The organism is Pseudomonas reactans (assembly GCF_013385825.1).
Taxonomy (GTDB): Bacteria; Pseudomonadota; Gammaproteobacteria; order Pseudomonadales; family Pseudomonadaceae; genus Aquipseudomonas; species Aquipseudomonas reactans.
In genome coordinates, this window is sequence record NZ_JACAPG010000011.1 from 402,082 (window position 1) to 425,527 (window position 23,446).

A 23,446-nucleotide genomic window follows, 5' to 3' on the forward strand; every position below is an offset into this window, starting at 1 on the left:
GAAGGCATCGCGCACACACCGACACCGGCCCATGCCCGCCCACCGCAGGAGTTTGCCTAACAGAAATTCCAGGCCGGTCTCCGGGCTCTCGCGTATGGAGCCCTTCACCTTCCCATGGCGCGCAGGCCACAGTGGTGTGTCGAAGGGGTCACGCGAATACCGTTGCGGGGGCAGCACCGGACTGGCTCAAAAGAGCGTACCGGTTTCCCGTTTCACCCCAAGCACGGCGGCAGGGGGCACCTGAAACAGGGCGGCATCTGAACATTCGCATGACCGTTCGTCAACTCCGTCATCCAGGATTTTCAGGCTTCACTTGCCAGCAATGGGGGCGGCGCGGTATTCCACAACACTCTCCATCCGCGTTGGACATCTTATGACTCAACATCTCACCGAATACGCCGATGCCAGCCCCGAAGTGCGGGCGGTCTATGACGACATCATGCGCACACGCAAGGTCGATCAGGTCAACAACTTCTGGAAATGCCTGGCCGCCCATCCGCCGACCCTGCGTCGTACCTGGGAAAGTCTCAAGGAAATCATGGCACCGGGGGCATTGGACCCACTGACCAAGGAGCTGCTCTATGTGGCTGTCAGCGTGACCAATAATTGCCCGTACTGCATTGCGTCCCACACGGCGGCGGCGCGCAAGGCGGGGATGACCGACGAGATGTTCGGCGAGTTGCAGGCGGTGGTCGGCATGGCCAACGAAACCAACCGCCTGGCCACCGGTTACCGCGTGCCGGTGGACGAGGCGTTCAAGCTGCCATAGACGATTCAGCCGTCGAACCAGGCGAGCAGCACCGTGACATTGTCGCGCCCGGCGTATTCGCGGGTGAGGTGGATCAGCCGTTGGCAGGCGGTGTCCAGCGTGTCGCGGCCCGCAGCGGCCAGCACCTGGGCCATTTCCTGGTGTGGGACGCAACCGTGCAGGCCGTCACTGCACAGCATCAGCAGGTCGTTGGGCTGCACCGGTTGCACGCGTACTTGCGGTTCTACCCGTGGTCCCGGGCCGATCGCTTGCAACAGCAGGTTGCGTGCCGGCAAGCGGTCGACTTTGCCGGCCTCAAGGGCTTGTTGATACCAGGTTTGGTCGCGGGTCAGCAGGCTCAACTCACCGTCGCGGTAGCGGTACAAACGACTGTCGCCTACGTGGAACAGCAACAGTGGTCCATCGGCATGCGGGCGCCATGCTCCCGTGAGGGTGGTGCCCATGCCGCTGCCTTCGCTCATCTGGCGTGCCACGTTTTGCTGGTAGACACACTGGTTCACTTGGTCGATGGCGTTGTGCAGGCGGCCGGCAGCTTGCATGTCCGGGTCCGACCAGGTGGCGTCCGGGTCGCTGCCGTCGTTCAGTGGGTCGACACGGTCGGCGTTGAGCGCCTGGCGCAAACTGATCAAGGCTTCGGCACTCGCCAGGGCGCCGGCTTCATGGCCGCCCATGCCGTCAGCCACGGCCAACAACCTGAGGCTGGGCTCCACCAGAAAGTTATCTTCGTTGCTCTGGCGTACCGTGCCGACATCGCTGGCCCCATAGGCGACCGCGCAGGCCAGACGATGGGGCCCGCAGGCGCTGAGGGGGGAGTCGGTCATGGCAGGGGCTCGAAGCTGTGGAGGAACGCCAGGCGCTGGGCCTCGCTCTCGATAGACTCGGCCAACCGTTGCACAAAGGGTTGGCGCAATGAAGTTGCACGCAAGGCGCGACTGACCACGATACGGGCGATGGGACCGATCAGCACCGCCAGCCGGCGTTCGGCCATGTGCGCGAAGTCGGGGTCGACTGGCGCAGGAATCACCTCGGCGCTCGGGACAATCGCGGTGGGTTCAGTCACGACCTCGGGCGCAGCAGTCGGCGGGTTGAGGCGCTGGAACAGCGCCTGGCTGGCGCTGGCGAACTGCTCACGGCCGCGCTCCGATGGAATATGCGGCAACAATGCGGCGCAGATGCCGTCAAAATCATCTGCGCCATTGAGGCTCTTGCGTACCAGAAAGCGCGCAAGCGGACCAATCTGGTGGGACAGCAGCGACTCAAGCTCGGGCATCACGGCCAGCTTCCACGGCGTGAGGGTGTCCACCGCTTCGGTCGCCAACGCTGTCACGCCGCTGCTCAAGGGTTGGTTGGGGCGCATCAGCACGGTGCGATCATCGTCGATATCGGCGCTGGTCCAACTGCCGGTGGTGGTGCCGAGCAGCGCTTCAAGGTCATCCAGAAAGGCGTGCGCCGAGGGGTAGCGGTCGGCCGGGCGCTTGGCCAGGGCGCGGACGATCACGCTGTCCAACGCCGGGTCGAGGGCCAGGTTCAAGCTCGACGGTGCCACCGGCGTCTGGTTGAGAATCTGCTGCATAACCATGGTGGCCGAGCCGGAAAACGGTCGCTCGCCGGTGAGCAGTTGGTACAGCACGATCCCCGCGGAAAACACGTCGGAGCGACCGTCGATCAACTCGCCGCAGAATTGCTCCGGCGACATGTAGCTGGGGGTGCCGATCATCGAGCCGGTCTGGGTAAGCGTGGAGGAGTCTAGGCGTGCGACGCCGAAGTCGGTGACCTTGACGTGGTTGTCGGCGGTGATCAGCAGGTTCGCCGGCTTGATATCGCGGTGCACCACGCCCTTGGAGTGCGCGTACTCCAGGGCCAGCAGCAACTGGCGCATCCAGCCGAGGCTGTGGCTGAGGTCACGGGCCGTTTGTGCTGCCAGCAAGGTGTTGAGTGGTGTGCCTTCGACGAACTCCATGGCGATATACGCCGAGCCCTCGTCCTCGCCGTAATCGTAGACTGCGACGATATTGGGATGCATCAGCCGGCCGGCAGCCTGCGCTTCATTCTTGAAGCGGCTGACCAACTCGGCGTGCTGGCTGTCGCCGAACAGTTCCTTGCGGATGGTCTTGAGCGCCACGGTGCGGGCGATGTTCGGGTCGAACGCCTTGTACACCGTGCCCATGGCGCCTTTGCCGAGCACGCTGTCGATGCGGTATTTGCCGAGTTGTTCAAGCATGATCGCGGCCCTATTCCTCAAGCATCTTCATGGCGCTGACCAAGCTGGTACGCATGCGGCCGAAGGACTGACCCAGGCGTGCCAACTCGTCGCTGCCGCTGACGTCCATCGGCGGCACATCGGTTTCGCCCAGGCTGACGCGGTCAGCCAGCACCGACATCTGCCGCAGGCGTCGGGTGACAAACAGGTGCACCGCCACGTTCAAGGCCACGAACAACACGGCGAAAATTCCCAGCATCGACAGCATGTAGCTGTGCAGCAGGCTTCTGGCGCGTTGCATCGGCAGGTCCAGTGGCACCGAGACCAGTTGCGCACCGATGGTGTCGTTGAGTTTCCAGCCGAAGCCGTTCACCGCTCCGTAGATGTCGACCATGGTTTTTGGCGCTGCATCTGGCGTGCTGTGGCAGGCCAGGCAGGCAGCGTCCTTGATCTGGATTGGTCGCGCGATATAGAGCGACGTGCCTTTGTCATCGGCGCGCTCACCCACCATTTCGTCGGTCTGCGGCTGGCTGCGCAGAGTGCTGATCAGGTTTTTTTCCCATTCGTTGGCCAGGTCACGCGGGTTGGTGGGGTTGAGCGTGGCTTCTTTGTAGGCGTAGTCCGGGTAAGACTTGAGCAGTTCCTGCAGGTGCGAAATGGCGGCGAAGTCCGGCACCGATTGCGGCAGGAACTGGAACTTCAGGCGGTTCTCCAGCAGCGGCACAATCTGCTCGGCCGTGTAGGTGCTGGCGGCGGAGGCCGAGCGCATCAGCATGCGTGCGGTTTCCAGGGTTTCCCGGCGCGCACTCTGTTGCAGCATGTAGTGGGTTGAGAGGCTGGTGGCGATAAAGCCGACGATAAACACCGCCAGGAACACCACGTTGAATTTGACCGCAAGCGACAGTTTCATAAAGACCTTCGGGGACCGACGTGATGGGGATCAGTGCGCATTCTTGCGACGTTCCAGGCGCAACAGCTCCAGCTCCCACTCCAGCACCCCGCCACGGTTGACCTTCACCGCCTGGCGGAACGCGGGGTCGTTGAGGCGCGGCGCAAAGCGGTTGGCGAGCATCTGTTGGCTGAGATTGAGCGGGCTGACAACCCAAGGGGCAATGTCGTCGTAGGTGACGTCACGCTCCTTTTTCGGCTCGGATGCGGCAGGGATTTTCTTGCCCAGTGGTACCAGCGGGTCGAGGAATTGGCGGGGCAGGGCGTCGATAAATGCCTGCTCGGGGCGTGGCACGCGCTTGAGGGCGCTGCCGGCGCTGCGTTGTGAAAAGTCTTCGTGGCCCAGGGTGACGCTGTGCTCACCTTTGCCGTGGGCGTCTAGCTCATTGACCACCTGACTGCCGTCCTCGACGAACATCTCGGTCTGGCGTGGGGTCACGTGAATCACGCTCGAACTCTGGGTGGCGGTGAACGCCAGGGCACCAGTGGTCACTGCCAGGTTGGCGTGCGTGCTGCCCGCCACCGGTTGCAGCTTCAGCCAGCCGTTGAGCAGATTGATCTGTGCGGCGGTGCGGTTGGTGGCGATCAAGATGCGGGTGTCGGGACCCAATGCCAGGGTAGTCGACGCAATGCCCTCGATCTGAACGCCAGCCGCACCGGTTTGCAGGATATCGCCCCCTTGCAGTCGGGTGCCGACGCCCACGGTGTAGAGGGTGGTGGCGCGTATCAGCTTCAGCGGTTTTTCCGCATAGGCGATCACGCCAATAGTGGCTGGCGCCGCCAGGGCGTGCGGCAACTGGAGCAAGCCGGTGAGCAAGAGGACTATCGAAAGTTTTTTCACGTGGGCGCCATCTATCGAGCACTGGGGTCAGGCACCGATGCTGTAGCAACAGCCGGTGTTAGTGCGTGCGCAAGGCATCGCAGGGCCGAAGGCTACCGGCTGACTGGCCGTAGGAAGAAGACAATTATCTGCATGGAAAACGCGCATTTCGATTAAACGAAATCATGGAATAAAGCGTCCGGGGAGGGTGTTCTTCTGATGATTTCCCGTGATTCGAACGGCGTTTACAAGGATTGGCGAGACGTCTGCATCTTTCTTCTATCCGGAGCACCTATGACCACTACGTGCATGACTGCGTTGTCGTCCACCAAGACCTTTTTGCAACAGAACTTCATGACCGCCAAACGTATTCCTCCAAGCCTGGTGAAGGGGATCAACGTGTTTGACGTCAACAGCCATAAAGCCGGTGGATACCGACTGGCCACCCTGGATAAGCCGGGTGATTTTGGCAAGATCGAACGGCCGCTGATGGGGCATTGGGTTCCCCAGGGCGATTTTTGCGATATCCCGGTCAACCCCGGGGCGACCGGGTACGTGTTCACGCCGGATTTCAGTGGTTGTTCGATCCTGATTGATCAACTTGATGACCTCACTTACCGGGTGTTTCACGTACAGGGCGGCAGTGATTACCTGAACAAGGAATACCTCAGTCGTTCCGACGGGCATGGCCTGGGTTTCGCCACCGCGATGACCTTTGACGACTATGGCGAAGCGGCGTATCCCCGTGGGTTCGCGTTCATGAAGTTTGAGGAGGAACGCTGGTGGATCTACTTCCAGCGCCAGAATGGCGTGGGGCTGAACTTCGCCAATGGACAGTTCGCGATGGTCGGCGCTCAAACGGTACGCGGAGGCGGGCGGATACCGGTGCCGAACCTCAAGCGCGAGCCGCCACGCCAGGGTGTGATGCACAGCGGCAAGGCCGTGCCGACACCGGCCAGTCAGCTCGCGGAATTGGAGATCGAAGTCTGGTAGGCGAGGTTTTTGCCCGGCTTGGAAAATAGTCGGGAATAAACGGTTCGGGTCGGTTGTTCATCCTGCAGACGCTGATAACCAGCCGCTACCGACGGACTTCAACATGATTAACCAGACGCTGCTTGACCCTTCTCCTGGCAGGCGAAAAATGAGTGATACCGATCCTGATGACATCACCCGACGTAATCGTCTGGCGCTGCTGGTCGTGCAAGTGATCGGCCTGATTGTACTGGTCATCTGCGCTGTCGATGCGCAGCGGGCACAGGCACAGGACTTGCCGGAACCTGCCAATGACTCGGCCAGGAAAGTGCTGATGACCGTGCGGGCTGCCGGCGTGCAGATCTATACCTGTGCTCGTGACAACAGTGGTCAACTTGCCTGGCAGTTTCGTGAGCCGCTTGCCACGCTGATGATCAATGGCAAGACCGTTGGCCGACATTTCGCCGGGCCCACTTGGCAACTGGATGATCGCAGCGCAGTGGTCGGCAAGGTCATTGCCCAGGCACCGGGGGCGAGTGCCCAGGACATTCCGCTGCTACGCCTTGGTGTAGTGAGCCATCAAGGCGACGGCGGGCTGGAACAGGTGGTCGCGGTGGAGCGCCTGCATACCTTGGGCGGAGTATTCAGCGGCAGTTGTGCCCAGGTCGGTGAATTGCACCTGGAGCCCTACAGCGCCGATTACCGCTTCCTCGGTCAGTAGCCTCATCCCGGACCGTTCGGCTCAGTAATACCCCTCGAAATGAATTGATTCCTCGCGCCGATTGCCTTCGGCGTGCGGCGAAGCTGTGCCTGTTACACCACTAAAAAACCTAGGAGCTCTGCACATGATCGAGCGTTTACTTGCCGCTACGGCACTGACTGTTGTTGCTTCAACCTGCGCCCAGGCGGCGGATGCCTATTCGTCCGAAGGCCCGACGGACTGGACCGGTTTCTACGGCGGCTTGAGTGCCGGCTACGGCTTTGGTGGCAACGGCGATGTCGATACCAAAGGCCAGGCCGCACCGAACATCGCCAACATCAATGGCGGTGCACGCCCTGGCCGTGTGGACCTGGACCGCAACGGCCTCATAGGTGGCATACAGTTCGGTTACAACTACCAGTTCGGCCAGTGGGTGGCCGGTATCGAAGCGGATATCTCCCATACCGATCTGCAAGACAGCCGAAACATCGGCACCGCTCAACTCAACACCCGCTTGGCGCTGAACAATAAATTCGAATCGAAGATCAAGTACCTTGGGACCCTGCGCGGTCGCTTCGGTTATGCGTTCGACCACACCCTGGTCTACGGCACGGCGGGTCTGGCCTATGGTGAAACCAGCCAGAGCGTTGACATGTTCGGCCCTACCGGCAATACCCAGTTCAGCGGCGACCAGAGTCATTTCAAGATGGGCTATACGGTGGGTGCGGGTATCGAACAGGCCATCACCAAAAACCTGTCGTTCAAGACCGAATACCTGTACTACGACCTGGGTGAAGACAAGCTGAACGTCGCGGTGATTCCGGGCAGCGGTGGAGCAGGGACTGGCTATGATTCCAAGTTCAAGAACGATGGGCAGATGTTACGCGTCGGGTTGAACTGGAAGTTTGACTGACGTTGGAGCCTCAGGCGCAGAGGCTTTCAGCGTGCATCGGACGCGCGGGGCGGTGTTGATGGAACTCGCCCTGTCGCGGCTTGCGGGTTTTGCGGGTATGGATCGCGTTCCAGAGAGTGAAGTCGAACTGTGTGGCGGAAACGACATTTTCCTGGATCAGTGTGATGGGGGGCGGGGTGGCTGCATTTGAGTAGTGAGTATTCAGCGTGACCTCCAGTGTGTCCTTGTCTCGGTAGCCGCTGAGTATGGGGATAAGCGTGAAGGCATGATCGACACCTTCGGACTCGGTCGGTGTACCGGCGAACAGTACGATTCCGACATAGACCTTGCGATCGTTCAAGCTGAACATGCACGGCCTGCACTGCACGATGGACTCTCTCAGCAAGACTCTGAAAGGCGTGCCCTCGAGGACACCCAGCGCCAGCAGCGAGTGGAGCTGGATGTCTGTTTCCAGTTGCAATATTTTCTTCCTCACGCCCACATAGAACGCTGACCAGAAGAAAGGAATTACCAGGGCCGTCAGGCCAACCTGCATCAGGAAAACCCATAGCGTGGCGTTTTTTTCGTTGGCAATATCAAGCTGCATCAATAGCGTGCCCAAGTAGCTGCTGTAGTCTGTTGCAATGACATGACCCATGATCGGGACCGCCTGCTTTGACACTGCCAGAACGGCTGCAGTCAGGAGGGTCGAAGCGATCAGGCAAGCCATTCCCATCCTGGCCACCTGCAAATAGAGCAGTTGTCCTTGGAAGCGGTGCAGGCGTACGTAGAAAAAGGGGTGCCTGATGCAGACCATGTATCCGCTGACCAGCAAGGGGACGATGATCAGCAAGCCCATGAATGATCAGCCTCCATTTTACGTAGTTGCTCCATGGCGTCCTTGTAACCCTGCGACTCCAACACTTCGGCGGCATCCAAGCCGATGCCTCCGTACACGACTTTCCATGTTTTACGGGACTTGATCTCTTTCGCACGCTCCCACTCATCCTGGGTCGGCTTCCCAAACAGCAAATGCAATAACGACATGGCGACATCCTCGAAGAGAAGTAGCCATTTTTATAGCAAGCGAAAGGGCCCCTCACCATTGATGGCCGCCTTGCCACTGTCGCCGGTTCCTGTAGGAAACGTCTCCATTTGTATGGTTGCCTAAAACGTCGGCGGTGTAATCACCCAGATCACCACGGTTTCTACCTTGCCAGGGTTGCCGTATCGATGGGGCTCACGGCTGGCGAAGCTGAAACTGTCACCGGCCTGCAGCAGGAAGTGTCGCTCACTCACCCACAACTCGAACTGGCCGCTCAGTACGTACCCCGCTTCTTCGCCTTCATGGCTGTAGCTCTGCTGGCTATACGTACCCGGCGGGAAGCTTGATTGGAGCATTTCCAGTTGGTGGTTGGGCAACGGCGTCAGCAATTGGTCGACGATGCCGTCCTCGTAGTGAATGCTCTGGCGGTTGCCTTTGCGCACTACATAGCCTTCGTCCTCGACAGCGGCTACGGTTTCGCTGGCGAAGAACCACTGGATGGTCACGCCCAGGCTGCGGGCAATATTGAACAATGCGGGAATCGATGGATACGCCAGGTTGCGCTCCAACTGGCTGAGGTAGCCGGCCGTCAATTCGCTGGCCTGCGCCAGGGCCGTGAGGGTCAGGCCACGCGCCTTGCGCAGCCCACGAATGCGCGTGCCGAGAAACAGTTGCTGGGGATTGTCTGTCACAGATTCCACGCTACCTTGAGTCCTTCGTAGATCGCCTCTTCGGCGGTGCGCGGGGCCAGGCAGTCGCCGATGCGATCAAAGGGCACCAAGCCTTGCAACTCCGCGCCCAGAGTGTCCACCGGCTGGTGGCCCTGGCACAACACCAGCGTGTCGACATTTTCCAGCAGCATCGGCTCGCCGCTGGCGGTGTGTTGCAAGTAGACCGTGGTGTCATCACAGCCATAGAGGCGGGAGTAAGGGATGATCGGGATGCCCAGCCGATGCAGTTCGCCAGCCAATTGATCACGTACATACAGCGGCAGGTTTTCTCCACAGTGCGTGCCATTGACCGCCAATTGCACCTGATGGCCGGCGCGCACCAGGCGCTCGGCAATGCCGGGTCCGATCCAGTCGCAACGCCAGTCGACGACCACCACCGAGCGGCCCAGCGTGACCTGCTCGCGCAGCACCTGCCACGCGTCCACCACTTGCAGTGCGCCACCGCGTTCGAAGGCCGGCCAATAAGGCTCGGCACCGGTGGCGATAATCACGTGATCGGGCTGTTCCTGTTCCACCAGCGCACGATCGACCCAGGTATGGCGCACCACCCGTACCCCCGCCAGTTCCATTTCACGTTGCAGGTTGGTACTGGCGCCGCCGAATTCGCTGCGCCGTGGTAGCAGTTGGGCCAGCAACACTTGCCCGCCCAATTGCCCGCTGGCTTCATACAGCGTCACGTCATGCCCGCGTTGCGCGGCGACTGCCGCTGCTTTCATGCCTGCCGGGCCACCGCCCACCACCATGATGCGTTTGGACTTCACTGCCTGTTGCAACACACCAAACACCAGCTCGCGGCCGGTCTCGGGATGCTGGATACAGGAGATCGGTAGCCCCTTGTGAAAGTGACCGATGCAGGCTTGATTACAGGCGATGCACGCCCGCACATCTTCGGCACGGCCCTCAAGGGTCTTGGCCGGCATCAGCGGGTCGCAGATCAACGCACGCGTCATGCCGCAGACATCGGCCTGGCCCCGCGCCAATATCAGTTCGGCTTCCTGGGGCTGATTGATTCGCCCTGTGACGAATAGCGGAATCGACAGGCTGGCCTTGAATGTGGCCGCCTCGCTGGCGAGGTATGCGGCGGCAATCGCCATGGGCGGCACGATATGGACTGCGCCGCCCAGAGACGCTGATGTGCCCGCGACGATATGCACGTAATCCAGCTGGGTTTGCAGGTGTTGAACGGCCTCAAGGGACTCGTTTTCAGTGAGGCCTTCGGCGTCGCGTTCATCGGCAGAAATGCGCAGCCCGATAATGAACTGTTCGTCGGTGGCGTCCCTTACGGCTTCGATGATTTCCCTCAAGAACCTCAACCGATGTTCCAAAGAACCGTTGTAATCATCGGTACGCCGGTTTACCCGAGGATTGAGAAACTGCGCCGGCAGATACCCATGACTGGCAACCACTTCCACCCCATCGATCCCGGCTTCATGCAAGCGCCTGGCCGCCGATGCATAACCCGCGACGATCTCGTTGATCATCGCCTGGTCCAGCGCTCGTGGCATCACGCGAAAGCGTTCATTCGGCACCCCTGACGCCGAGTACGCCACGGCGAGCAGACCATCGGCGGACTCCATGATTTCGCGTCCCGGATGGAAGATCTGTGACAGCACCACGGTGCCGTGTGCATGGCAGGTTTCGGCCAGTTCGCGGTAGCCGTCGATGCAGCTGTCGTCGGTCGCCATCAGCACATGGGAGGTATAGCGCGCGCTGTCATGCACCCCGGCCACCTGTAATACGATCAACCCTACACCGCCCTCGGCCCGTGCGCGGTGGTAGGCGATCAATTGCGCATTGACGCGGTTATCGGTGGGCATCGAGGTGTCGTGCCCGCTGGACATGATGCGGTTTTTCAGGCGCTTGCCGCGCAGTTCCAGAGGCTCGAACAGATGGGGAAAGGTCAGGTGCGACATGGTGAAGATACTCCAGGCGCTGTTATTGTTATTTTTCTATAGGAGGCGAGCGCCAGTAAAAAATCAACTTGTTTTTTTACTGGTGACTGGATTAGCGTCGCCCTCACCAACCCCGTGCCTGGAGAATAAAAATGACTCACTCCACCGAACAGCAGCTCCGTGAACAGCTCGCCGCCTGCTACCGATTGATCGCGCACTACCGCATGAGTGACCTGATTTTTACGCATATTTCGGTGCGCATCCCTGGGCCCGAGCACCACTTCCTGATCAATCCCTACGGGCTGATGTTCGACGAAATCACCGCATCGAGCCTGGTGAAAATCGGCCTGGACGGTCACGCCGTGGAGCCCTCGGCTTATGCGGTCAACCCGGCGGGCTTCGTGATTCACAGCGCGATTCATGGCGCCCGCGAAGACGCCCAGTGCGTGCTGCATACCCACACCCGTGCCGGCTGTGCGGTGGCGGCCTTGGAGTGCGGGTTATTGCCGGTAAACCAGATTTCCATGGAGTTCTACGGCAAGGTGGCCTACCACGATTACGAAGGTGTGGCCCTGGACATGGATGAGCAGCAGCGGCTGGTGCGGGACCTGGGCGACAAGCCGGTGCTGATGCTGCGCAACCATGGTTTGCTGACGGTGGGTGAGACGGTCAGCCAGGCGTTCCTGCGCATGTATTTCCTGGAGAAGGCCTGCGATATACAGATCGCCGCCCAGGCGTGTGGCAAGCTGGTGCTGCCGTCCGCCGAGGTCTGTGCCTACACCGAACAGCAATTCAACAACCCTGGCCGCCCGCTGGAAGAGAGTGAGTTGGTCGACCTGGACGCCATGCAACTGGCCTGGGCGGCGTTGCTGAGGATGCTGGATCGGGTGTCGCCGGGTTATCGCGACTGAGGTAGAGTCGTGCTGCCGACCCAATCGTAGGAATTAACCGCATGACCCAGGAATCCCGTTTTTCCCGGATGGACCCGGAAATGCGCAAGGCCAATCTGGTCCAGGCCACGCTCACGTGCCTCAAGCGTGACGGGTTCCAGGGTGCGTCGATCCGCAAGATCAGCGCCGAGGCCGGGGTGTCGGTGGGGCTGATCAGCCACCATTATTCGGGCAAGGATGAGCTGGTGGCGGAGGCCTACCGCACCATCACCGACCAGGTCATGAGCCTGCTGCGCGAAACCATGGCCAAGGCGCCGCCGAACCCTCGGGAGCGCCTGTCGGCGTTGTTCCGTGGCTCGTTTTCCGCCGAATTGCTCGACCCGCACCTGCTGGACGCCTGGCTGGTGTTCTGGGGCGCGGTCAAGACGGCGCCGGCGATCAACCTGGCCCACGAACACTCCTACGGCGAGTACCGCACCATCATGCGCTCAGCGCTGACCGACATGGCCAAGGAGGAGGGCTGGAAGCACTTCGATGCCGATCTGGCCGCCATCGGCCTGAGCGCACTGCTCGACGGGTTGTGGCTGGAGTCGGGGCTCAATCCCGGCACGTTCACGCCGGAGCAGGGCATCCAGATCTGCGAGGCCTGGGTCGATGGCCTGCAGGCCGGTGGCCGCCAGCGTTATCAGCTCAAACCCTGAGTCTTCTGCAGCCGCCTGAACGCAAGGTTCAGGTCGGCCATTTCCCCTTCTGAAAATATTTGCGGTTTGCCGATTGCCTTCTTACTGAACACTTGTTTAGTATCGCCTCATGTCGCACCCCTCAAGCCAACTAAAATAATTCGAGGAAGCCATGACTACCGATTCGCCCGTGCTCACTCATGTGCAAGCTGGCGTTGCCTGGATCACCCTCAATCGTGGTCCGCAGCGCAACGCCTTGGACATTCCCACCCTCAAGCACCTGCACGCCTTGCTCGACGCCTTCAACGCCGACCCCGCTGTGCGCGTGGTGGTATTGACCGGCAACGGTCGCAGCTTCTGCGCCGGGGCCGACCTTGCCGAGTGGGCCGATGCCGAAGCCCGTGGCGCCCTCGAAACCTACGGCTGGACCGAAACCGCCCACGCCTTGATGACCCGCCTGCACAGCCTCGACAAACCGACGATTGCCGCCATCAACGGCACCGCCGTCGGTGCGGGCATGGACCTGACGCTGTGCTGCGACCTGCGCGTCGCCGCCCAATCGGCACGCTTCAAGGCCGGCTACACCAGCATGGCCTATTCGCCCGACGCCGGCGCCAGTTGGCACTTGCCGCGCCTGATCGGCAGCGAGCAAGCCAAGCGCCTGCTGTTCCTTGACGAACTGTGGAGCGCCGACCGCGCCCTGGCCACCGGCCTTGTCGCAGAGGTGGTTGCGGATGATCAACTGCACGCCCACACCACCGAACTCGCCACGCGCCTGGCCAACGGCCCGACCTTCGCCTTCGCGCAAACCAAGACCCTGATCCGTGAAGGCGCCGACCGCAGCCTGCCCGAGCAACTGCAGGCCGAACTGGCCGCAGGCCTGTTGTGCGGACGCAGTGCCGATGGCGCCGAAGCCCTGCGCGCCTCTATGGAAAAACGCCTCCCGAATTTCTCCGGCAAATAACAACAACACCCCGAACAGGTAGCGCCATGAATTTCCAACTCAGCCAAGAACAAGACATGTTGGTGGACGCGGTACGCAGTTTTGTTGCCAAGGAATTGTTGCCCCATGAAGAGGCGGTGGACCGTGCCGATGAGGTCTCGCCTGAGTTGGCTGCGCAGATTCGCGATAAGGCAATTGCTGCCGGTTTCTATGCCTTCAACATGCCGGAAGAAGTGGGTGGTGGTGGCCTGGACTACCTGTCCCAGGCGCTGATCGAGCGGGAGTTGTCCAAAGTCTCGTGGGCGCTGCATGTGTTTGTCGCGCGGCCGTCCAAGATCCTGATGGCGTGCACGGGCTCGCAGATTGGCGACTACCTGTTGCCCTGCGTGCAAGGCAAGAAAATCGACTGTTTTGCCTTGACCGAACCCGGCGCCGGTTCCGACGCCAATGCCATCAAGACTCGCGCCGTGCGCAGTGGCGATGACTTCGTGATCAACGGCAGCAAGCACTTCATCAGCCACGCCGGGCACGCCGATTTCGCCATCGTGTTTGCGGTCACGGATACCTACGAACACAACGGCCGACAGCGCAACGCGGTGACCTCGTTCCTGGTGGACCGGGGGACACCTGGCATGACCATCCGCCGTGGCCCCAAGTGCGTGAGCAACCGGGGTTATCACACCTATGAAATGTTCTTCGACGACTGCCGCGTCCCGGCGTCCAAGGTACTGGGCGAAGTGGGCAAAGGCTGGGAAGTGGCCAACGCCTGGCTCACCGCTGGCCGTGTGATGGTGGCCGCCAACTGCGTCGGTCAGGCCCAGCGCGCGCTGGATGTGTCGTTGCAATGGGCGGCGGACCGCAAACAGTTCGGCCAGCCGATCGGCACCTACCAAGGCGTGAGTTTCAAGTTGGCCGACATGGCCACGCAGATTCGCGCCGCTGAACTGCTGACCCTGCACACCGCCTGGAAAATGGACCAAGGCAGCATGACCGACGGCGAGGCCGGCATGGCCAAGCTGTTTGCCAGCGAAACCTTGGGCAAGGTCGCTGACGAAGCCGTGCAGATTTTCGGCGGCATGGGCTTGATGGATGAAGGGCCGGTCGAGCGCATCTGGCGCAATGCGCGGATTGAACGGATCTGGGAAGGCACGTCGGAAATCCAGCGCCATATCATCGCCCGTGAACTGTTGCGGCCACTGTTGCGTTAAGCGGCGAGGAGAGCGTATGTCCCAGGCTATTCGCGACAACCTCAAACGTCTGCTGGCACCCCGGCACCTGGCATTCGTTGGCGGACGCAGCATGGCGCGCGCGCTCAAGCGCTGTGCCGACGGTGGTTTTACCGGGCCGATGTGGCTGGTCAACCCGCAATATGACAGCCTCGATGGCATCCCCTGTGTGCGCCGCGTGGCTGATCTCCCGTGCGGGCCGGATGCGGTGTTTATCGCCACCAACCGTGAATTGACGCTGACCTGCGTGGCTGAACTGGCCGCTATCGGCACCGGTGGCGCGATTTGCTACGCCTCGGGTTTTGCCGAAACCGGTGCCAGCGGCGCCGCCATGCAGCAGCAGCTCTTAAAGGCGGCGGGCGATATGGCATTGCTCGGCCCCAACTGCTACGGCTTGCTCGACTACCTGCACAGCTCTGCGCTGTGGCCGGTCGCCCATGGCGGCACGTCGGTGGAGAAGGGCGTGGCGGTGCTCACCCAGAGTGGCAATTTCGCCTACAACCTATCGATGAGCGACCGTTCGCTGCCGGTGGCCTACATGGCTTCCGTGGGTAATCAGGCGCAACTGGGCGTTGCCGAATTGATGGACGTGCTGCTCGACGAGCCGCGCGTCACCGCCATCGGCCTGCACCTGGAAGGTTTGAAGAATGTGCCGGGGTTTGCCCGAGCAGCGCACAAGGCGCTGGAGAAAGGTATTCCGATCATCGCGCTGAAAACCGGCGTGTCGCAGATCGGCGCCGAGCTGGCTTTAAGTCATACCAGTTCGCTGTCTGGTTCTGATGCGCTGTACGACAGCCTGTTTGCGCGCCTGGGCGTGATCCGTGTGAGCGGGCCGGTGAGTTTTGTCGAAACCCTCAAGGCTGCCGCCTGCGGCAATCTTCCAGCGGGCAAGCGCCTGATTGCACTGGCCTGTTCGGGTGGCGATGCGGGGCTGATTGCCGATTATGCCGAACGCAATCATCTGGCCTTGCCCAAAATGGACGAAGAGCAACGTGCTGAACTGGCCCAGGTGCTGCCCAGCTACGCCAACCTGGTCAACCCGCTGGATTTCACCACCGCTATCTGGGGCGATCGTGATGCCCTGAACACGATGCTCGACACCGCGCTGCGAACCGACGCCGATGCCGCCATGCTGGTGCTGGATTACCCGGCCGAGTTCACCGGCGAGCGCAAGGAGTGCGACCTGTTGCTGGAGCTGTTCTGCGCCGCGCTCGGTCGCCATGGCAAGACCGGATTTGTCACCTCGGCGTTTCCCGAACTGTTGCCGGCCCATGCCCGCGAGCGTCTGCATGCTCAGGGGATCGCCGCGCTGCAAGGCGTAGAAGATGCACTGGCCGCTTGGGGCCGAATTGCCGATTACCAGGACAACCGTCGCGTGTTGCTGGAGCGGGGGGAGTCGATCCTCGAACCCTTGTGCCCAAAAGCCCTGGATGACAGCAGCGGGGCTTTGGACGAGTGGGCTTCCAAGCAAGCCCTGCGTGCGTTCGGCTTGACCACACCGGCTGGGGTGCTGAGTACGCCGGGAAGGGCGGTCAGTGATGCAGAGCTGCTGGGCTATCCCCTGGTCCTCAAGGCGGTCAGCGCACAGTTGCCGCATAAAACCGAGGCCGGTGCCGTGGTGCTGAACCTGCAAAACGGCATGGCCCTGACCGCCGCACTGGAGCAGATGCGCGAGAAAATCGCCGCTTATGCGCCCAATGTCGTCTTTAACCAATTGCTGCTGGAGTCCATGGCCACGCCGCCCTTGGCGGAGCTGATCGTGGGCATCAAGCGCGAAAACGACTTTGGCCTGGCCTTGGTCATCGGCGCCGGCGGGATCCTGGTGGAACTGCTCAAGGACAGTCGCAGCCTGTTGTTGCCGACCACCGACAGTGCCATCCGCAACGCCTTGCTCAGCCTGCGCAGCGCAGCACTGCTGCAAGGTTTTCGCGGGCGGGAAGTGGCGGATATGGATGCATTGGTCGCCGCGATCCGTGCCGTGGCGGACTACGCCTGCGCCAACGCCGGGCAGTTGCTGGAGCTGGATGTGAACCCACTGTTGGTCAATGCCCAGGGCGCCACGGCGGTCGATGCATTGATCCGTCTAGGAGATGAACATGCACAATAACGTGATGACCGGCGGCCAGGCCCTGGTGCGGTTACTGGCTAACTATGGCGTCGATACGGTGTTCGGCATTCCCGGCGTGCATACCTTGGAGCTGTATCGCGGCCTGCCCGGCAGCGGCATTCGTCATGTACTGACGCGGCATGAGCAAGGTGCCGGCTTTATGGCTGACGGCTACGCGCGGGTCAGTGGCAAGCCGGGGGTGTGTTTTGTGATCACCGGTCCCGGCGTGACCAATGCCGCCACCGCGATTGGCCAGGCGTACGCCGATTCGATTCCGATGCTGGTGATTTCCAGCGTCAACAGCACCGTCAGCCTCGGCAAGGGTTGGGGCATCCTGCATGAGACCCAGGACCAGCGCGCCATCACGGCGCCGATCACCGCGTTTTCGGCGGTGGCATTGAGTGCTGAGGACTTGCCTGAACTGGTCGCCCGCGCCTACGCCGTTTTCGACAGCGAACGACCGCGGCCGGTGCATATCTCGGTGCCACTGGACGTGTTGGCCGCGTCGATCCAACGGGACTGGAGCAACGAAGTTGTGCGCCGCCCTGGGCGCGGCTTGCCGTCCGCTGAAGCCTTGGATCAAGCTGTGGCCAAGCTCGCGACAGCCAAGCGACCGATGATCATTGCCGGTGGCGGTGCGTTGGCGGCGGGCGAGGCTTTGCAGCGGTTGAGCACCCAGTTGGCGGCGCCGTTCTTCACCAGCGTGGCCGGCAAGGGTTTGCTGCCCATCAACGACCCGCTGAATGCCGGTTCCACCCTGTGCGTCGAACCTGGCTGGCAACTGATCAGCGAGGCGGATGTGGTGCTGGCGGTCGGCACGGAAATGGCCGACACCGACTATTGGCGTGAGCGTTTGCCCCTCAACGGTGAGCTGTTGCGGGTGGATATCGATGCGCGCAAATTCAATGATTTCTACCCCTGTGCCGTGGCACTGAAAGGCGATGCACAGCAGACCGTACTGGCATTGCTCGAACGTCTGCCGACCACAGCGCGCGACGCTGCGGCCGCCGTCTCGACAGTGAGGGCGTTGTTGCAGGCGGTCGAGTTGGGGCACGGCCCCTTGCAGTCCATCCACCAAGCCATTCTCGACCGTATCGAAGCCGAACTGCCGGCGAACGCCTTCATCAGCAGCGACATGACCCAACTGGCCTACACCGGCAATTACGCCTACCGCAGCCGTGCGCCGCGCAGCTGGTTGCATCCTACCGGCTACGGCACCTTGGGCTACGGCCTGCCCGCAGGTATCGGCGCCAAGTTCGGCGCGCCACAACGGCCGGGCTTGGTGCTGGTGGGCGACGGTGGTTTCCTCTACACCGCCCAGGAACTGGCCACCGCCGTCGAAGAGCTGGACAGCCCGTTGGTGGTGCTGTTGTGGAACAACGACGCGCTTGGCCAGATTCGCGATGACATGTTGAGCCTCGATATCGAGCCCATCGGCGTACTGCCGCGCAACCCGGATTTCGCGCTGTTCGGCCAGGCGTTCGGCTGCACCGTGAACCAGCCCCGCACCCTGGATGAATTGCAAACGGACCTGCGCAACGCTTTCAAACGCAATGGCGTGACCTTGATCGAGTTGAAACATGCCTGTGCCTGTTGACCTTTAGAGAGACAAGACCATGAGCGAAAACAACAACAAAATGACTCAAGCGATGCACCGTCGCGACTTCCTCAAACACAGCGCCGTGGCTGGCGCGGTGGCCGCGGCGTTTTCCATGGGCTTGCCGTTGCAGGCGTTTGCCGCAGACGCCACGCCCAAGCCGGGCGGTGTGCTGCGCCTGGGCCTGGCCGGTGGCAGCACCACCGATTCCCGCGACCCGGGTTCCTGGGTCGATACCTTCACCTTTGTCGGCTTCTCGGCGGTGTACAACACCCTCACGGAAATCGCGGTAGACGGCAGCGCGATTCCCGAACTGGCCGAGCGTTTCGAATCCACGCCCGATGCGCGGGTGTGGACCTTTTATTTGCGCCCCGGCGTGACCTTCCACAATGGCAAGAGCCTGACCGCCGAAGACGTGGTGGCCTCGATCAACCATCATCTGGACGCCAAGTCCACTTCGGCCGCCAAGACCGTGCTGGGCGATGTCGCCAGCGTGAGTGCCAAGGGCAGCGATGCGGTGGTGTTCGAACTGCATTCAGGCAATGCCGACTTCGCCTACGTCGTCGCCGATTACCACCTGGTGATCATGCCCGCCAAGGACGGCGTGGCTGACTGGCAAGCCGGTGTGGGCACCAGCGGCTACCGTCTGAAAAGCTTTGAGCCGGGCGTGCGGATGGACCTTGAGCGCAACCCCGACTACTGGAAACCCGGCCGCGCGCACTTCGCCAGCGCCGAGTTGCTTGCCATCGCTGACGGCGCCGCGCGGGTCAATGCGTTGGTCACCGGGCAGGTGGATGTGATCAACAAGGTCGACCTGAAAACCGTGGCACTGCTCAAGCGCAACCCCGGCCTGGTGATCGAAGAAACCAAGGGCGCGCAGCACTACACCTTCCCGATGCTGTGCGACAGCAATGAATTCAAGAACAACGACATCCGCATGGCGATGAAGCACGCGATCAACCGTGAGACGCTGTTGGCTTCGGTACTGCACGGCTATGGCCTGGTGGGCAACGACCACCCGATCCAGCCCGGCAGTCGCTTTATCAATGCGGCCCTGGAGCAGCGCACCTACGACCCGGACAAGTCGCGCTTCTACCTGCGCAAGGCCGGTGTGGAGTCGCTCAAGGTGCGCCTGCAGGCTTCCGATGCGGCTTACACCGGTGCGGTGGACGCCTCGGTCTTGTTCAAGGAGCAGGCGCGCCAAGCGGGTATCGACATCGATGTGGTGCGTGAACCGGCCGATGGGTTCTTCTCCAACGTCTGGATGAAGCAGCCGTTCACCACCTCGTTCTGGTACAGCAGCCTGACCGCCGACCGCATGTTCAGCATCGGCTACGCCAAGGGGGCGGCGTGGAATGAAACCCACTGGGACAATGCGCGTTTCAACCAACTGCTCAATGCCGCCCGTGGCGAGATGAACGCGCCGTTGCGCCAGGAGATGTACAACGAAATGCAGGCCCTGTGCCGGGATGACGGCGGCGCGATTGTGCCGCTGTTTGCCAGCTCCGTGGCGGCGCGCTCGAACAAGGTCAACCACGGGCCGCTGACCGCACCCTATGGTGAGTTGGACGGGCTGCGGCTGATCGAGCGGTGGTGGCAGGCCTGAGGAGTGGCATCATGAATAGCCTGTTGAAGCTGGTCCTGCAACGCCTGGCCCTGGGTGTGCTGTCGTTGTTCGCCGTGTCGGTAATTATCTTTCTCGCCGTGGGCATGCTGCCGGGGGATATTGCCCAGGCCATGCTCGGCCAGTCCGCCACGCCGGAAACCGTGGCGGCATTTCGCGCGCAGCTGGGCCTGGATCTGCCGCCGTTCACGCGCTTTGCTCAATGGCTGCTGCGCCTGCTGCACGGTGACCTGGGTGCGTCGCTGGCCAATCAACGGCCCATCGCCGAGCTGATCGGCGCGCGATTGGGTAACACCCTGAGCCTGGCTGCATTGGCGGCGTTGGTCTCGGTGCCCACGGCGCTGGTGCTGGGCATGCTGGCGGCGCTGTACCGCAACAGCTGGTTCGATCGGCTGCTCAATACCTCGGCGTTGAGCGCCGTGTCGTTTCCGGAGTTCTTCGTCGCCTACCTGCTGATCCTGGTGTTCTCGGTGAAGCTGGGCTGGTTCCCCAGCCTGTCCAACCTGGCGCCGGATGCCACCTTTGGCACGATCCTGGAACGCTCGGTACTGCCGGTGGCGACCCTGAGCCTGGTGGTGATCGCGCAGATGATGCGCATGACCCGCGCGTCCCTGATTAACTTGCTCGCCAGCCCCTATATCGAAATGGCTCGTCTGAAGGGCATCCGCCAGTCGAGGATTATCTGGCGGCATGCGCTGCCCAACGCGCTGGCGCCGATCGTCAACGTGATCGCGCTGAACCTGGCCTATCTGGTGGTGGGGGTGGTGGTCGAAGTGGTGTTTGTCTATCCGGGCCTCGGCCAGTTGTTGGTGGACTCGGTGTCCAAGCGCGACATCCCGGTGGTGCAGGCATGCAGCCTGATCTTTGCCGCCACTTACATCCTGCTCAATACCGGGGCGGACGTGCTGTCCATCGCCAGCAACCCACGCCTGATGCATCCCAAGGGGTAGCCCATGAACCTGTTGAGCCAAGTGGCCCGTGCGCCGTTGAGCGCCAAGTTCGGCCTGCTGATTATTCTGTTGTACATCGCGGTGGCTGTGTTTGCGCCGTTGCTGGCGCCCTATGGCGAAACCCAGGTGGTGGGCGAGGGCTTTGCGCCCTGGAGCGGCCAGTTCCTGCTGGGTACCGATAACCTGGGGCGCGACATGTTCAGCCGTTTGGTCTACGGCGCGCGCAACACGCTGGGGATTGCCTTCCTGACGACGATGCTGGCGTTTTTGCTGGGGGGCTTGAGCGGCTTGGTGGCGGCGATCAAGGGCGGTTGGATTGACCAGGGCTTGTCGCGGGTGGTGGATGTGCTGATGGCGATCCCGCAGCTGATCTTCGCGTTGCTGATTCTGAGCGTCGTGGGCACCAACGCCACGTCGCTGGTGCTGGTGATTGCCTTGCTGGATTCAACGCGGGTGTTTCGCTTGTCCCGTGCCGTGGCAATGACCGTGGTGGTGCAGGACTTTGTCGAAGCTGCCCGCCTGCGCGGCGAAGGCTTGTGGTGGCTGGTCACCCGCGAGGTGTTGCCCAACGCCGCCGCGCCGCTGATTGCCGAATTCGGCCTGCGCTTCTGCTTTGTGTTCCTGTTCATCAGCGCGTTGTCGTTCCTCGGCCTGGGCATTCAACCGCCCACTGCCGACTGGGGCAGCATGGTGCGCGACAACGCCGTACTGATCACCTTCGGCGACATCAGCCCGTTGCTGCCGGCCCTGGCGGTGGCGTTGATCACCGTCAGCGTGAATTTTGTCGTCGACTGGATGCTGCATAAATCCAGCGGCCTGAAGGAGTGTTGAAGGATGGACAAGCCATTGCTGGAAATCCGCAACCTGCAGATCGAAGGGCATTACGAAGACGCCTGGCACCCGCTGATCAAGGGCATCGACCTGACCTTGCAGCGCGGTGAAGTGCTGGGTTTGATTGGCGAGTCGGGGGCGGGAAAATCCACTCTGGGCCTGGCGGCGATGGGCTATGCGCGGGACGGTTGCCGCATTATTGGCGGCTCGGTGTGTTTTGACGGCATCCAGTTGCTGCAGGCCAAGCCTGAGGCGCTGCGTAAATTGCGTGGCCTGCGCATTGCCTATGTTGCACAGAGCGCGGCGGCGTCGTTCAACCCGGCACATCGCCTGATTGACCAGCACGTCGAAACGGCGGTAATCAACGGCGGTATTGACCGCGCTCAGGCTGAACGCGAAGCGGTCGAGCTGTACCGCGTACTGCGCCTGCCCAACCCGGAAACCATTGGCCAGCGTTATCCCCATCAAGTCTCCGGTGGGCAGTTGCAGCGGGTCATGACGGCGATGGCCATGGCCTGTCACCCGGACCTGATCATCTTCGACGAGCCCACCACCGCCCTCGACGTGACCACCCAGATCGAAGTGCTGGCAGCGATCCGCGATGCGGTGAAAACCTTCGGCAGCGCCGCCCTCTACATCAGCCACGACCTGGCGGTGGTGGCGCAGATGGCCGATCGCATCATGGTGTTGCGCCACGGCAAGCTGGTGGAAGAGGCGGACACCCGCAGCATGCTCAGCCAGCCGCAGCAGGACTACACAAAATCCCTATGGGCGGTGCGCAGTTTTCGCACCGAACCCAAGGCTTGCCCGACGCAGGAGCGACCGCTGTTGGAGGTGCGCCAAGTGAGCGCCAGTTACGGTCATCAACCGGTGCTGCATGACGTGTCGATGAAGCTCTATCGCGGCCAGACCCTGGCGGTGATCGGCGAGTCGGGCAGCGGCAAGAGCTCCACGGCGCGGTTGATTACCGGACTGCTGCCGGCCACGGTGGGGCAGGTGCTGTATGACGGCGAGGCATTGCCGGTGGATTTTCGGCGACGAACCAAGGAGCAATTGCGCCGCATCCAGATGATCTACCAGATCCCCGACACCGCGCTGAACCCGCGTCAGCGCATCGTCGATATCATCGGCCGGCCGCTGACGTTTTACCTGGGCCTGAAGGGCAGGGCGATGCGCGCCCGCGTTGCCGAGTTGCTGGAGATGATCGAACTGGACCCGGCGGTGTTCATGGAGCGCCAGCCAAGGGAATTGTCCGGCGGCCAGAAGCAGCGCATCTGCATCGCCCGTGCCTTGGCGGCCGACCCGCAACTGATCATCTGTGATGAAGTCACATCGGCCCTCGATCAACTGGTGGCCGAGGGCGTGCTGAAGTTGCTCAACCGCCTCCAGCAGCAACTGGGTGTGGCCTATCTGTTTATCACCCATGACGTCGCCACCGTGCGCGCCATCGCCGACGAAGTGGTGGTGATGCAGCGGGGCAGGGTGGTGGACCAGGGCAGTCGCAGCGCGATTTTCACCCCGCCGTACCAGGACTACACCGGCCTGCTGTTTTCATCGGAGCCCGAGATGGACCCGGATTGGCTCGATCATTTGCTGGCCCAACGGGCGGCGCATACCGTTTGAGGAGTT

The 23,446-nt window shown here is 61.8% G+C and carries 22 protein-coding genes and 1 riboswitch; of the genes, 14 read left to right on the forward strand and 8 right to left on the reverse strand.

The features are described from left to right. Positions 1 to 54: 54 nt before the first annotated feature. Positions 55 to 259, reverse strand: a riboswitch (cobalamin riboswitch). A gap of 114 nt (positions 260 to 373) precedes the next feature. Continuing rightward, positions 374 to 769 carry a carboxymuconolactone decarboxylase family protein gene (locus HX868_RS13385; protein ID WP_038851339.1) on the forward strand — a complete coding sequence of 132 codons (396 nt, stop codon included), beginning with the start codon at positions 374 to 376 and terminating at the stop codon, positions 767 to 769. Between the two features lie 5 nt (positions 770 to 774). Here the strand turns inward: HX868_RS13385 and HX868_RS13390 are convergent, their stop codons facing one another. From HX868_RS13390 to HX868_RS13405, 4 genes are read right to left on the reverse strand one after another with little or no spacing between them, the layout of a single operon-like run. Beyond that, on the reverse strand, positions 775 to 1,590 hold the full coding sequence (locus HX868_RS13390) for a PP2C family protein-serine/threonine phosphatase (RefSeq protein ID WP_177003177.1): 816 nt from the start codon (positions 1,588 to 1,590) through the stop codon (positions 775 to 777). Further along, complete coding sequence (locus HX868_RS13395) at positions 1,587 to 2,990, reverse strand: serine/threonine-protein kinase (protein ID WP_177003178.1); 1,404 nt, start codon at positions 2,988 to 2,990, stop codon at positions 1,587 to 1,589. The genes HX868_RS13390 and HX868_RS13395 overlap by 4 nt, the downstream gene beginning before the upstream one ends. Positions 2,991 to 3,000: 10 nt before the next feature. Next, on the reverse strand, positions 3,001 to 3,879 hold the full coding sequence (locus HX868_RS13400) for a c-type heme family protein (protein ID WP_177003179.1): 879 nt from the start codon (positions 3,877 to 3,879) through the stop codon (positions 3,001 to 3,003). 30 nt (positions 3,880 to 3,909) lie between these two features. Beyond that, positions 3,910 to 4,758, reverse strand: coding sequence for a FecR family protein (locus tag HX868_RS13405; RefSeq protein ID WP_177003180.1), 849 nt, complete (start codon positions 4,756 to 4,758; stop codon positions 3,910 to 3,912). Between the two features lie 273 nt (positions 4,759 to 5,031). On the opposite strand from HX868_RS13405, the gene HX868_RS13410 reads away from it, so the two are divergent. The 3 genes from HX868_RS13410 (at position 5,032) to HX868_RS13420 (ending at position 7,322) form a co-directional block, all read left to right on the forward strand. Then, the gene (locus tag HX868_RS13410) at positions 5,032 to 5,730 is read left to right on the forward strand and encodes a hypothetical protein (protein WP_025999809.1); all 699 of its coding nucleotides are present in this window, start codon (positions 5,032 to 5,034) and stop codon (positions 5,728 to 5,730) included. A 148-nt stretch (positions 5,731 to 5,878) separates the two neighbouring features. Further along, the gene (locus HX868_RS13415) at positions 5,879 to 6,430 is read left to right on the forward strand and encodes a DUF3455 domain-containing protein (RefSeq protein WP_177003181.1); all 552 of its coding nucleotides are present in this window, start codon (positions 5,879 to 5,881) and stop codon (positions 6,428 to 6,430) included. Between the two features lie 124 nt (positions 6,431 to 6,554). After that, complete coding sequence (locus HX868_RS13420; protein ID WP_177003182.1) at positions 6,555 to 7,322, forward strand: outer membrane protein; 768 nt, start codon at positions 6,555 to 6,557, stop codon at positions 7,320 to 7,322. Positions 7,323 to 7,332: 10 nt separating this feature from the next. Here the strand turns inward: HX868_RS13420 and HX868_RS13425 are convergent, their stop codons facing one another. The 4 genes from HX868_RS13425 to HX868_RS13440 form a co-directional block, all read right to left on the reverse strand. Next, a complete protein-coding gene (locus HX868_RS13425; protein WP_177003183.1) occupies positions 7,333 to 8,160 on the reverse strand; it encodes a hypothetical protein in 828 nt (275 codons plus the stop codon). Then, positions 8,148 to 8,348, reverse strand: a complete 201-nt coding sequence (locus HX868_RS13430; protein WP_177003184.1) for a hypothetical protein — start codon at positions 8,346 to 8,348, stop codon at positions 8,148 to 8,150. The genes HX868_RS13425 and HX868_RS13430 overlap by 13 nt, the downstream gene beginning before the upstream one ends. Before the next feature lie 120 nt (positions 8,349 to 8,468). Beyond that, positions 8,469 to 9,038, reverse strand: a complete 570-nt coding sequence (locus HX868_RS13435) for a cupin domain-containing protein (RefSeq protein WP_177003274.1) — start codon at positions 9,036 to 9,038, stop codon at positions 8,469 to 8,471. Continuing rightward, entirely contained in the window at positions 9,035 to 10,981 is a 1,947-nt protein-coding gene (locus HX868_RS13440) for an oxidoreductase (RefSeq protein ID WP_177003273.1), read from the reverse strand. The genes HX868_RS13435 and HX868_RS13440 overlap by 4 nt, the downstream gene beginning before the upstream one ends. 140 nt (positions 10,982 to 11,121) lie before the next feature. Between HX868_RS13440 and HX868_RS13445 the strand changes: the two genes are divergently transcribed. From HX868_RS13445 to HX868_RS13490, 10 genes are all read left to right on the forward strand, one after another. Next, on the forward strand, positions 11,122 to 11,880 hold the full coding sequence (locus HX868_RS13445) for a class II aldolase/adducin family protein (RefSeq protein ID WP_177003185.1): 759 nt from the start codon (positions 11,122 to 11,124) through the stop codon (positions 11,878 to 11,880). A gap of 41 nt (positions 11,881 to 11,921) precedes the next feature. Continuing rightward, positions 11,922 to 12,560, forward strand: coding sequence for a TetR family transcriptional regulator C-terminal domain-containing protein (locus HX868_RS13450; protein ID WP_033902108.1), 639 nt, complete (start codon positions 11,922 to 11,924; stop codon positions 12,558 to 12,560). Positions 12,561 to 12,711: 151 nt separating this feature from the next. After that, positions 12,712 to 13,503, forward strand: a complete 792-nt coding sequence (locus tag HX868_RS13455; RefSeq protein WP_177003186.1) for an enoyl-CoA hydratase/isomerase family protein — start codon at positions 12,712 to 12,714, stop codon at positions 13,501 to 13,503. 26 nt (positions 13,504 to 13,529) lie between these two features. Further along, the gene (locus HX868_RS13460) at positions 13,530 to 14,690 is read left to right on the forward strand and encodes an acyl-CoA dehydrogenase family protein (RefSeq protein ID WP_033902111.1); all 1,161 of its coding nucleotides are present in this window, start codon (positions 13,530 to 13,532) and stop codon (positions 14,688 to 14,690) included. A 16-nt stretch (positions 14,691 to 14,706) separates the two neighbouring features. Further along, entirely contained in the window at positions 14,707 to 16,815 is a 2,109-nt protein-coding gene (locus tag HX868_RS13465; RefSeq protein WP_177003187.1) for an acetate--CoA ligase family protein, read from the forward strand. Beyond that, positions 16,805 to 18,412, forward strand: coding sequence for a 5-guanidino-2-oxopentanoate decarboxylase (locus HX868_RS13470; protein ID WP_177003188.1), 1,608 nt, complete (start codon positions 16,805 to 16,807; stop codon positions 18,410 to 18,412). Before HX868_RS13465 ends, HX868_RS13470 begins: the two co-directional genes overlap by 11 nt. Positions 18,413 to 18,431: 19 nt before the next feature. Further along, complete coding sequence (locus HX868_RS13475; protein WP_177003189.1) at positions 18,432 to 20,018, forward strand: ABC transporter substrate-binding protein; 1,587 nt, start codon at positions 18,432 to 18,434, stop codon at positions 20,016 to 20,018. Between the two features lie 11 nt (positions 20,019 to 20,029). Then, positions 20,030 to 20,986: an ABC transporter permease gene (locus HX868_RS13480; protein ID WP_177003190.1), complete on the forward strand. Its 957-nt coding sequence runs from the start codon at positions 20,030 to 20,032 to the stop codon at positions 20,984 to 20,986. Positions 20,987 to 20,989: 3 nt separating this feature from the next. Continuing rightward, entirely contained in the window at positions 20,990 to 21,817 is an 828-nt protein-coding gene (locus HX868_RS13485) for an ABC transporter permease (protein ID WP_033902116.1), read from the forward strand. A gap of 3 nt (positions 21,818 to 21,820) precedes the next feature. Further along, a complete protein-coding gene (locus tag HX868_RS13490; protein WP_177003191.1) occupies positions 21,821 to 23,440 on the forward strand; it encodes an ABC transporter ATP-binding protein in 1,620 nt (539 codons plus the stop codon). Positions 23,441 to 23,446: the final 6 nt, after the last annotated feature.